Consider the following 11,116-nt stretch of genomic DNA (forward strand, 5'->3'; position numbering starts at 1 on the left):
AACCAAGGAGCCCGACCGTGGAGCAAGCCGCAAGCAACGACCAGGCGATGACCCGCGACAGCCTGTATGGCACTGCCGCCGAAAGTACCTACGCCGGTATTACCAGTTTCTCTCGCCGCCGCTACAGCCGCGATTTGCGGGGTGTGGATGTGGTGGTCAGCGGTGTGCCGTTCGATACTGCCACCAGCAACCGCCCCGGCGCGCGTTTCGGCCCACGGGCGATCCGCGCCGCTTCGGTGCAGCAGGCCTGGGCCCGGCACTGGCCGTGGGCGTTCGACCCCTTCGACCACCTGGCGGTAATCGACTTTGGCGACTGCCCCTTCGACAGCGGCACGCCGCAGTCGGTGCCGGACAGCATCGAGGCCCATGCAGAGCATATCCTGCAGGCGGGTTGCGCCATGCTCACCCTCGGTGGCGACCACTTCATCAGCTACCCGCTGCTAAAGGCTCACGCCCGCCGCCATGGCCCGCTGGCGCTGATTCACTTCGATGCCCACAGTGATACCTGGCCGGACGAGGAGGGCAAGCGCATCGACCACGGCACCATGTTCTGGCATGCCGCCCGCGAAGGCCTGGTGGACCCGGCTCACTCGGTGCAGATCGGCCTGCGCACCACCAATGACGACAGCCAGGGCTTTGCCATTCTCGACGCCCGACAGGTGCACCGCCAAGGCACCGAGGCGGTGATTGCAGCGATTCGTCAGCGGGTGGGCGAGCGCCCGGTGTACCTGACCTTCGACATCGACTGCCTCGACCCGGCCTATGCGCCTGGCACCGGTACGCCGGTGTGTGGCGGGCTGAGCACGGTGCAGGCGCTGGAGATCCTGGGTGGGCTGCGCGGTATCAACCTGGTGGGCATGGACCTGGTGGAAGTGGCGCCGGCTTATGACCATGCCGATATCACGGCGCTGGCGGGGGCGACGCTGGCGATGGAGATGCTGTGTCTGTATGCCGCCCGGCATAAAGTGGATAAGGGCCAGTAACTTGGAGCCGCGTTGCGGCCCATCGCGATGCTAGGCCGCTGCTAGAAGCGAGCGCGTGCCCCCTGTAGGAGCGTCCTTGCGTCGCGATGGGCTGCAATGCAGCCCCATGGGCGCATACTGAAACATCAGGAATCATCTCCATCCATATTCACACTTTTGCCGCGAACCCTTCGCGCCTTAGGCTATCAAACCGACCAGGCGCGGCATTTTCGTACAGGAGGTGAAGCATGACCCCGACATTGCCCATCCTGGCCCTCGGCCTGGCTTTGTGCCTGCCCGCGCACGCAGCCCTGCAGCAGCCTTTGCAGCTCGCCGCCGGCAACAACAACCCCTACAACAGCCCGATCCAGCGCGCCAACCCCAACAGCCGCCAGGGCAGCATGCCGGCCACGCCACCGGTGCGCGGCCCGTCCACCGACCCGTACCAGCGTCCCCCCACGCTGGACAACCGCGGCATCGGCAACGGCGACAACCTGCGCCGCCAGCAGCAAACCCCGAACCTGGAACCCACCCGGCCACCGCGCGACAATCCGCGTGCGCCATAAGCCCGATTGAAAGGAATCCTGCATGTTTCGAGCACCCTGGCTAGCCACCCTGACTGCCGCCGCGTTGCTGCCCTTGCTGGCGCAGGCAGCGGCGGAACAGCAGTTTCGCAGTGAAGAAGGCACCTTGACCGTCAGCACCGTTGCCGATGGCCTGCGCAACCCTTGGGCACTGGTGTTTCTGCCGGGCGGCAAGGACATGCTGGTGACCGAACGCACCGGCAACCTGCGGCTGGTCAATGCCGAGGGCAAAGTTGGCCCGCCGATCAGTGGCGTACCCAAGGTCTGGGCCGAAGGCCAGGGCGGCTTGCTGGACGTAGTGCTGTCGCCGGAGTTCGGCAAGGACCGCACCGTGTACCTGTCGTACGCCGAGGAGGGCAGTGATGGCAAGGCCGGTACCGCCGTGGGCCGTGGCCAGCTGTCTGAAGACCGTGCCCGGTTGGAGAACTTCACGGTGGTTTTCCGCCAGCAGCCCAAGCTGTCGGTGGGTAACCACTTCGGCTCGCGCCTGGTATTCGACCGCAACGGCTACCTGTTCATTGCCTTGGGCGAGAACAACCAGCGCCCCACTGCCCAAGACCTGGACAAGCTGCAAGGCAAGATCGTGCGCATCCTGCCGGACGGCGAAGTGCCCAAGGACAACCCCTTTGTCGGCAAGAGCAATGTGCGGCCGGAGATCTGGTCGTACGGCCACCGCAACCAGCAAGGCGCCGCGCTCAACCCTTGGACCGGCAAGCTGTGGACCCACGAGCACGGCCCGCGTGGCGGCGACGAAATCAACATACCCGAACCCGGCAAGAACTACGGCTGGCCGATTGCGACCCATGGCATCAACTACTCGCTGCTGCCGATCCCCGAGGCCAAGGGCAAGCACGTCGACGGCATGGTCGACCCGCACCATGTGTGGGAAAAGTCACCCGGTATCAGCGGCATGGCGTTCTACGACAGCCCGACGTTCAAGGCCTGGGACCACAACCTGTTCATTGGTGCGTTGGCCACTCAGGAACTCATCCGCTTGCAGCTGAAGGGGGACAAGGTGGTGCATGAGGAGCGTTTGCTGGGTGACTTGAAGGCGCGTATTCGCGATGTGCGGGTGGGGCCGGATGGGTACCTGTATGTACTGACCGATGACAAGGATGGGGCGCTGCTGAAGGTGGGCTTGGACGGCGACGCCTGACGCGCTCTCTTTGTGGGGGCGGTCAGTGCCAGCTCTGGAGTTTCATACACAACAGTTGCACCCACAATGTGTGCTCTGCACCCGCTGTGTAGAATGCGGCATGGCTACCGACCCCCAATCCTGCTACCAGCAAGCCCTGAACACCCAGGGCTTTGTCGCCGACCCCGCCCAGGCCCGCGCCGTCGAGGCCCTGCAAGCTTGCTTCCAGGCCGTCGAGCAAGGCCGCCCCACCCAGGGTATCTACCTCTGGGGGCCGGTGGGCCGGGGCAAGACCTGGCTGATGGATCAGTTCCACCGCTGTCTGCGCCTACCCAGCCGGCGCCAGCACTTCCACCACTTCATGGCCTGGGTCCATCAGCGCCTGTTTCAGCTTAACGGCACTGCCGACCCGCTTCTGGCCCTGGCTCGGGACTTGGCCGGGCAGATCCGTGTGCTGTGCTTCGATGAACTGTTCGTCAACGACATCGGTGATGCGATCATCCTCGGCCGCCTGTTTCAGGTTCTGTTCGACCAGGGTGTGGTGATTGTCGCCACTTCCAACCAGCCACCCGAGCAGCTCTACCGCGATGGCTTCAACCGCGAGCGGTTCCTGCCGGCTATTGCCGCCATCCAGCGGCACATGCAGGTACTGCCGGTGACGGGCGAGCAGGACCACCGTCTGCACCCCGGTGCAGAGCGGCAGCGCTACTGGGTAGCGGAGGCGGGGCAGGCCAGCCAGTTGGGCGGGGTGTTCTGCCAGCTTAGCCTGGAAGACAGCGGCACTGATCGGCCATTGGTGATCGGCTCCAGGCAGGTTCAAGTGGTGCGGCGCAGTGAGCAGGCTATCTGGTGCCGCTTCGCCGATCTGTGCGAACAACCTTTGGCGGCCATGGAGTTCATGGCCTTGTGCGATCAATTTCCCGCGATTTTGCTATCCGGCATACCGGCGCTGGGTGGTGAGCAGCGGGCGGGGCGTATTGCCCGCGGCACCGAGGATGGCGCGGCGCGGGTGGTGGCAGGCGACCGTGAACTGCCGGCACTGTCACCCAAGGATGACGCGGTACGCCGCTTCATTGCCCTGGTCGACGAATGCTACGACCGCCGTGTGGCCTTGTACCTGGAAGCACAGGTGCCGCTCGATGCCCTCTACACCCAAGGGTACTTGGCCTTTCCGTACCAACGAACCCTGAGCCGGCTTCGGGAGATGCAACTGCAACGCTTTGCCTGAAAAGGCGCCCAAGCATGCACCCGACTACGGGCTTACTTGTTCAGCCACTCGACCAAGGTACGGTTGAACCGCACCGGCTCCTCGATCTGCGGTGCATGCCCCATGCCTTCGAAGGTGATCAGTTCACCTTTGGGGATCAGCTTGGCCACCTGTGGCCCCAGCTCTGCATACTTGCCCAGCTTCGCCTTTACTTCCGGCGGCGCGATATCGCTGCCGATGGCCGTGGTGTCCTTGTCGCCTATCAGTAGCAAGGTCGGCATCTGCAGGTCGCTGAACTCGTGGTACACCGGCTGGGTGAAGATCATGTCGTAGATCAGCGCCGAATTCCACGCCACGGCTTCATGCCCCGGCCCTTTGTTCAGGCCCACCAGCATTTGTACCCAACGCTCGTATTCCGGCTTCCAGCGGCCGGCGTAGTAGGTCTTGCGCTCATATTCGCGCACCCCCTCGGCATCCAGCTTGAGCTCGCGGGCATACCACTGGTCCACGGTGCGGTAGGGCACGCCCAGGGCTTTCCAGTCTTCCAGGCCGATCGGGTTGACCATGGCAAGGCGTTCAACTTGCTGTGGGTACATCAGCGCGTAGCGGGTGGCGAGCATCCCGCCGGTGGAGTGGCCGAGCACGGTGGTTCGCTTCACGCCGAGCTGTTCGAGCAGGGCATGGGTATTGTCCGCCAGTTGCTGGAAGCTGTACTGGTAATGCGCCGGTTTGCTCGATGTACAGAAGCCGACCTGATCGGGGGCGATGACCCGGTAGCCGGCCTTGCTCAGGGCGTCGATGGTGGTTTCCCAGGTGGCGGCGCAAAAGTTCTTGCCGTGCATCAGCACCACGCTGTGGCCGTTGGCCTGGCCCTGGGCGGGCACGTCCATGTAGCCCATCTGCAGGGCCTGGCCCTGAGACTTGAAGTCGAAATGCTTGAGGGGGTGTGGGTAGTTGAACCCTTGCAGTTGTGGGCCGTAGGTGGGCGACTCGGCGGCGATGGCCGAACTGCCGGCCAGGCAGGCCAGAGCCAAGGCGGTTGCGCGCAGCATGTGGGCACTCCGTGTAGGGCCATGTAGGAATGGGCGACTTTAGCAGCCAGGCGCGGGCCGGAAACGTGAAAGGTGTTACCAGCCGTGAAACCAGCCCAGGGTAATCATGGCCAGTACCGCATAGCGGCCGGCCTTGGCCAGGGTCACCAGCAACAAAAAACGCCAGAACGGCTCACGCATGATCCCGGCGATCAGCGTCAGCGGGTCGCCGATCACCGGCATCCAGCTGAGCAGCAATGACCATTGCCCCCAGCGCTGGTAGCGCTGCTGCGCACGCTCCAACTGGGTAGCACTGAACGGGAACCAACGCTTGTCACGCAGGTGCTCAATGGCCCGCCCCAGCAGCCAGTTGACTACCGAACCCAACACATTGCCCAGGGTGGCGACCAGCAGCAGCGTCGCCCAGGCCTCGGGCTGGCGCAGCAACAGGCCGACCAGTACGGCCTCCGATTGCAGCGGTAGCAGGGTGGCGGCGCCAAAGGCGCTGAGGAACAGCGCCCACAGGCTGAGCATCAGTAGTTGGCTACAACGGTGTCCTGGCCCTCCTGGGTCACACCGATAACCTGGTAGGCATCCTTGTGGTCACCCATTTCCATGCCCGGCGAGCCCATGGGCATGCCCGGCACGGCCAGGCCCTTGAGGTCGCTGCGCTTGGTCAGCAGGCGTACCTGCTCGGCCGGTACGTGGCCTTCGACGAACTTGCCGTCGATCACCCCGGTATGGCACGACGCCAGCCGTGGCGCCACGCCCAGACGTTGCTTGACCGCGCTCATGTTCGGCTCGACGTGGTCGTTGACGGTGAAGCCGTTGTCCCGCAGGTGGCTGATCCAGGCCTTGCAGCAGCCGCAGTTGGGGTCGCGGTAGACGTCGATGGTCTCGGCGGCCTGGGCCAGGCCGGTGACGGCCAGCAGGCCCAGGGTCAGCAGGTGTTTGCGCAGCATGGTGAAGCACTCCTTTAGAAACGCAGGCGGATACCGGCGACCAGGCGGGTCTGGCCTTGGTCTTCGCCGTCTTCGCGGGCCTGGTCGGCACGCGTGCCGTGCAGGCGGTTGAAACTGACCCCGACGTAGGGGGCGAAGCCGCGCGTGATTTCGTAGCGCAGGCGCAGGCCCACTTCGCTGTCGGCCAGCCCCGCGCCTTGCTCGCGCCCGGCGTCATTGCGGCCGTAGAGGTTGGCTTCCAGGGTCGGTTCCAGTATCCAGCGGTTGGTCAGCAGCATAGCGTAAGCGGCTTCCAGGCGCAGCGCGGTCTGTTGCCGCTCGCCGGCATAAGCGGTGGCTTGCAGCTCCAGGCCGTACAATGGCGTGCCCTGGATACCGAAGGCGGCCCAAGCCTGGCCGCTGGCTGGCTTGAAGTCCTGGCGCACGCCGGCCACCAGCTCCCACCACGGGCTCACCGCATGGCCCCACAGTGCCTGCAGCTCGGCCTTGTGGGTCTTGCCCTGTTCGCGCTCGCCTTCACTGCGTAGCCACAGGCGGTCGATATCGCCGCCGACCCAGGCGGTGGCATTCCAGTTCAGGGCACTGCTGCTCTCGAAGTTCTGGTATTCGAGTTTGTCCACGACCACCGCCCAGTTCAGCGCCCTGTCATGCACCTGGTGCCCGGGCAAAGGTGGGAAGGCGGCGCGGCGGTCGGCGTCGGTGATGGCTGGCAGCGGCGTGCGAGGCTGGCTGGGGGTTGCCTGGCCATGGCCCATGCTTTCATGGTTCATGGTGCCGTGCTCCATGCTGGCGTGGTTCATGTGTGCCATGCCAGCGGCCATCGCCCGTTCGCTGGCGAGCAAGGTCAGCAGCGTCACGCCAGCCATGATGCTTTTGCGGGTGTCATTCATCGACGCGTACCTCGCGGAACATGCCGGTCTCCATGTGGTAGAGCAGGTGGCAGTGATAGGCCCAGCGGCCCAACGCATCGGCGGTCACCCGGTAGGAACGGCGGCTGCCGGGCGGGATGTCGAGGGTGTGCTTGCGCACCAGGAACTGGCCGTGCTCGTCTTCCAGGTCGCTCCACATGCCGTGCAAGTGGATGGGGTGGGTCATCATGGTGTCGTTGACCAGGGTGATGCGGACCCGCTCGCCGTAGGTCAGGCGCAACGGCTCGGCATCACTGAACTTGATGCCGTCGAACGACCAGGCGAAGCGCTCCATGTGGCCGGTCAGGTGCAGCTCGATGTCTCTTGATGGCGTGCGGCCGTCGGGGTCGGGGTAGGGGCTGCGCAGGTCGGCATAGGTGAGTACGCGGCGGCCATTGTTGCGCAGGCCGATACCAGGGTCGGTCAGGTTGGCGCGTGGGGCCATGGTCTGCATGTCCACGAGCGGGTTGTCGGTTTCGCTGGCCGGGTGTTGCTGCATGGCCGACATGGCGGCGTGGTCCATGCCGGCCATGTTGCTGTGGTCCATGTTGGCCATGCCACCGTGGCCCATGTCATCCATGCTCAAGACCGGGCGCGGGTCGGGTGCAGGCACTGGCGCCTGTAGCCCGGCGGCGCGAGCCAGGGTGCCGCGGGCGAAGCCGGTGCGGTCCATGCTCTGGGCGAACAGGGTGTAGGCAGGTTGGTCGCCCACGGTCACCAGCACGTCGTAGGTCTCGGCCACGGCAATGCGCAGTTCGTCCACGCTCACTGGCGTCACCGGCAAGCCGTCGGCGGCGATCACCGTCTGCTTGAGCCCAGGGATGCGGAAGTCGAAATAGGTCATGGCCGAAGCGTTGATCAGCCGTAGACGCACGGTCTCGCCCGGCTGGAACAGGCAGGTGAAGTTGCCCTCCGGCGGCTGGCCGTTGAGCAGGTAGGTGTAGGTGGCGGCGCTGATATCCGCCAGGTCGGTGGGGCTCATGCGCATGCGTGCCCAGGCCGTGCGCTCGGCGACGGTCGGGCTCCAGCCCTTATCGGCAACGTCGTCGATGAAGTCGCCGACGGTGCGCTTGTGGTAGTTGTACGCGTCGGACTGTTTCTTCAGCGTGGCCATCAATTGCTCCGGCGCCTGGTCGGACCAGTCGCTGAACAGCAGCACATGGTCGCGCTGGTAGCGATGCGCTTCGGGCTCGCGTGGTTCGATCACGATCGCCCCGTATACCCCGGCCTGTTCCTGCAGCCCCGAATGGCTGTGGTACCAGTAGGTGCCGCTTTGGCGCAGGGTGAACTGGTACCGGTAGTCGCCGCCGGGCTCGATGCCGGCGAAGCTCAGGCCAGGTACGCCGTCCATGTTGGCCGGCAGGATGATGCCGTGCCAATGGATCGAGGTGTCCTGTGCCAGGCGGTTGCGCACGCGCAGGGTCACGGTGTCGCCCTCGCGCCAGCGCAGCAGCGGGCCGGGCAGGCTGTTGTTGATGGTCAATGCGGTGCGCGGGCGGCCAGTGATGTTCACCGGCGTCTGGCCGATGAACAGCTCGAAGTGCTGGCCGGCCAGGTCACGGCCTTCGGCGGCCTGGGCCAGCGGGCGCCACAGCCCCAGGCCCGCCAGTGTGCTGGCGGCGCCCAGGCCTTTGACGAAGGTACGGCGGGAGGGGTTGCGCAACATGGCGTGGCCTCATGCGGGAGAGCCACGATGTTCGCTGCCGCCGCCTGTCAGGCAGCTGAGGTGCACATTACAGCGCTGTCAGCTTGCGGCCTCGTCGGCGCCGAGGTCGCGCATCAGCAGGCCGTAGTCGAGGGTTACCTGCTCCGGGATCGGCAGATACACCACATGACCATCGCCCGGCGCCACCTCGATGGCCTGCTGCTGGCGGTCGCACAGGCGGTGCAGGTCGAAGTGGTAATTGCCGCGCGGGGTCATCAACTCCAGGTGGTCGCCCACGGCGAAGCGGTTTTTCACCTTGACCTCGGCCAGGCCGTCGACGCGCACGCCGGTCAGCTCGCCAACGAACTGCTGACGCTCGGAAACGGAATTGCCGCGCTGGTAGTTTTGGTACTCGTCGTGCACGTGGCGGCGCAGGAAGCCTTCGGTGTAGCCGCGTTGTGCGAGCGATTCGAGGTTGCCCATCAGGGCGCGGTCGAATGGCCGCCCGGCCACCGCGTCGTCGATCGCCTGGCGATACGACTGCACTGCGCGGGCACAGTAGAAGTGCGATTTGGTGCGGCCCTCGATTTTCAACGAATGCACGCCCATCCCGGCCAGACGCTCGACGTGCTGGATGGCGCGCAGGTCCTTGGCATTCATGATGTAGGTGCCGTGTTCATCTTCGAACGCCGGCATTTCAGTGCCAGGGCGGTTGCTTTCCTGCAGCAGGAATACCTGCTCGGTAGGGGCGCCCAGGCCCAGGGTGGGCTGCACTTCGCGCACGATATCGCCGGTGGCGTTCTCGGTGGCGGGCGTGGCGTCGTACTTCCAGCGGCAGGCGTTGGTGCAGGTGCCCTGGTTGGCGTCACGCTTGTTGAGGTAGCCCGACAGCAGGCAGCGGCCGGAGTAGGCCATGCACAGGGCGCCGTGGACGAACACCTCCAGCTCCATGTCCGGCACCTGCTGGCGAATTTCTTCGATCTCTTCCAGCGACAGCTCCCGCGACAGGATCACCCGGCTCAGGCCCAGCTGCTGCCAGAATTGCACACTGGCCCAGTTGACTGTGTTGGCCTGCACCGACAGGTGTACCGGCATCTGCGGGAAGTGCTGGCGCACCAGCATGATCAGGCCGGGGTCGGACATGATCAGCGCGTCTGGCGCCATCTCGATCACGGGCGCCAGGTCCTTGAGGAATGTCTTGAGCTTGGCATTGTGCGGGGCGATGTTGACCACCACGTAGAAGCGCTTGCCCAGGGCGTGTGCCTCCTGGATGCCCAGCGCCAGGTTGGCGTGGTCGAATTCGTTGTTACGCACTCGCAAGCTGTAGCGCGGCTGGCCGGCGTAGACCGCGTCGGCGCCGTAGGCAAAGGCGTAGCGCATGGTCTTGAGGGTGCCGGCGGGGGCCAGCAATTCGGGCTTGGCGGTAGGGTTCATGTGCGCACCAGGGCAAAAGGCGCGGATGCTAGGGCCAGTGGCAAACACGCGTATTGATTTGCATCAAGGGAGTAACGGCACTTTTAGCCAGCCGGTGAGCACTAATATCCCAGAAGCCACGCGAGAACCTGCGATGAACGAAACCGCGCTACAGAACAAAGCCCTGGCCGTACTCCTGGCGCTGGTGACCATCGCCTTCTTCTGGATCCTGCTGCCGTATTACGGCGCCATCTTCTGGGCGGTGATCCTTGGCATCCTGTTCGCCCCGCTGCAGCGCCACCTGCTGATCCGTTTCGGGCGGCGGCGCAACCTGGCCGCCGCCGCGACCACACTGGTGTGCCTGCTGGTGGCGATCCTGCCGGTGATCATCACCAGTGCGCTGCTGGTACAAGAGGGCGCCACGCTGTACCAGCGCATCGAAAGCGGGCAACTGGACATCGCCGGATACGTCGAGCACGGCAAGGACATGCTCCCGACATTCGCCCAGCATGGCCTGGACAACATGGGCATGGGCAACCTCGACGGGTTGCGCGACAAGATCACCAAGTGGGCAACCCAGGGTAGCCAGGCACTGGCTAGCCAGGCGTTCAGTTTTGGCCAGGGCACATTCGAGTTCGTGATCAGTTTTGGCATCATGATGTACCTGCTGTTCTTCTTCCTGCGTGAAGGGCCCGAGGTGGCCCGTCGGGTGCGGCTGGCCGTGCCACTGCCTGAGCACCAGAAGCGTCGTTTGCAGCTGAAGTTCAACCGTGTGGTGCGGGCGACCGTGAAAGGCAACGTGCTGGTGGCCATTACCCAGGGCGCGCTGGGCGGTTTCATCTTCTGGGTGCTGGATATTCCGAGTGCATTGGTGTGGGCGGTGCTGATGGCGTTCTTGTCGCTGCTGCCGGCGGTAGGCGCTGGGATCGTCTGGGCGCCGGTGGCCGCGTATTTCCTGCTGACTGGGGCGATACTGCCTGGGGTGATCCTGACCGCGTTCGGTGTGCTGGTGATCGGCCTGGTGGACAACCTGCTGCGGCCGATCCTGGTGGGCAAGGACACACGCATGCCAGACTATCTGATCCTGGTGTCGACCCTGGGCGGGCTGGCGGTATTCGGCCTCAACGGCTTCGTGATCGGGCCATTGATCGCGGCGCTGTTCATGTCCAGCTGGGGGATCTTCGCGGCAACCAAACCCCAGGTGCAATTACCCCAGTAGGGGTTTACCGACGTGCCCAAGGTTGGGTTCAATGCCGTCCCTGGCGCCGT

The 11,116-nt window shown here is 64.9% G+C and carries 11 protein-coding genes; 5 read left to right on the plus strand and 6 right to left on the minus strand.

Annotated features, from left to right (window positions below):
- Window positions 1-17 precede the first annotated feature (17 nt).
- From speB to zapE, 4 genes are all read left to right on the plus strand, one after another.
- Window positions 18-983: an agmatinase gene (gene speB / locus DM807_RS24820; RefSeq protein ID WP_060515244.1), complete on the plus strand. Its 966-nt coding sequence runs from the start codon at window positions 18-20 to the stop codon at window positions 981-983.
- Window positions 984-1,210: 227 nt separating this feature from the next.
- Window positions 1,211-1,528: a hypothetical protein gene (locus DM807_RS24825; protein ID WP_012271483.1), complete on the plus strand. Its 318-nt coding sequence runs from the start codon at window positions 1,211-1,213 to the stop codon at window positions 1,526-1,528.
- 22 nt (window positions 1,529-1,550) lie between these two features.
- On the plus strand, window positions 1,551-2,702 hold the full coding sequence (locus tag DM807_RS24830; protein ID WP_179028088.1) for a PQQ-dependent sugar dehydrogenase: 1,152 nt from the start codon (window positions 1,551-1,553) through the stop codon (window positions 2,700-2,702).
- 100 nt (window positions 2,703-2,802) lie between these two features.
- Window positions 2,803-3,909 (plus strand): cell division protein ZapE, encoded by a 1,107-nt coding sequence (zapE, locus tag DM807_RS24835; protein ID WP_179028089.1) that lies wholly within the window; start codon window positions 2,803-2,805, stop codon window positions 3,907-3,909.
- A 32-nt stretch (window positions 3,910-3,941) separates the two neighbouring features.
- Here zapE and DM807_RS24840 read toward each other — a convergent pair whose 3' ends face one another.
- From DM807_RS24840 to trhP, 6 genes are all read right to left on the minus strand, one after another.
- A complete protein-coding gene (locus DM807_RS24840) occupies window positions 3,942-4,940 on the minus strand; it encodes an alpha/beta fold hydrolase (protein WP_012271486.1) in 999 nt (332 codons plus the stop codon).
- A 75-nt stretch (window positions 4,941-5,015) separates the two neighbouring features.
- Window positions 5,016-5,453 carry a YqaA family protein gene (locus DM807_RS24845; RefSeq protein WP_012271487.1) on the minus strand — a complete coding sequence of 146 codons (438 nt, stop codon included), beginning with the start codon at window positions 5,451-5,453 and terminating at the stop codon, window positions 5,016-5,018.
- Window positions 5,453-5,881, minus strand: coding sequence for a DUF411 domain-containing protein (locus DM807_RS24850; protein WP_012271488.1), 429 nt, complete (start codon window positions 5,879-5,881; stop codon window positions 5,453-5,455). The genes DM807_RS24845 and DM807_RS24850 overlap by 1 nt, the downstream gene beginning before the upstream one ends.
- A gap of 14 nt (window positions 5,882-5,895) precedes the next feature.
- Window positions 5,896-6,771: a copper resistance protein B gene (locus DM807_RS24855; protein ID WP_060515241.1), complete on the minus strand. Its 876-nt coding sequence runs from the start codon at window positions 6,769-6,771 to the stop codon at window positions 5,896-5,898.
- A complete protein-coding gene (locus DM807_RS24860) occupies window positions 6,764-8,452 on the minus strand; it encodes a copper resistance system multicopper oxidase (protein WP_425326933.1) in 1,689 nt (562 codons plus the stop codon). Before DM807_RS24860 ends, DM807_RS24855 begins: the two co-directional genes overlap by 8 nt.
- Window positions 8,453-8,533: 81 nt before the next feature.
- The gene (trhP, locus tag DM807_RS24865) at window positions 8,534-9,868 is read right to left on the minus strand and encodes a prephenate-dependent tRNA uridine(34) hydroxylase TrhP (protein ID WP_060492971.1); all 1,335 of its coding nucleotides are present in this window, start codon (window positions 9,866-9,868) and stop codon (window positions 8,534-8,536) included.
- 133 nt (window positions 9,869-10,001) lie between these two features.
- Here trhP and DM807_RS24870 point away from each other — a divergent pair, with 133 nt between their 5' ends.
- The gene (locus DM807_RS24870; RefSeq protein WP_179028091.1) at window positions 10,002-11,066 is read left to right on the plus strand and encodes an AI-2E family transporter; all 1,065 of its coding nucleotides are present in this window, start codon (window positions 10,002-10,004) and stop codon (window positions 11,064-11,066) included.
- Window positions 11,067-11,116: the final 50 nt, after the last annotated feature.

The sequence above is a fragment of the Pseudomonas hunanensis genome, from assembly GCF_013393325.1.
Lineage (GTDB): Bacteria > Pseudomonadota > Gammaproteobacteria > Pseudomonadales > Pseudomonadaceae > Aquipseudomonas > Aquipseudomonas putida_P.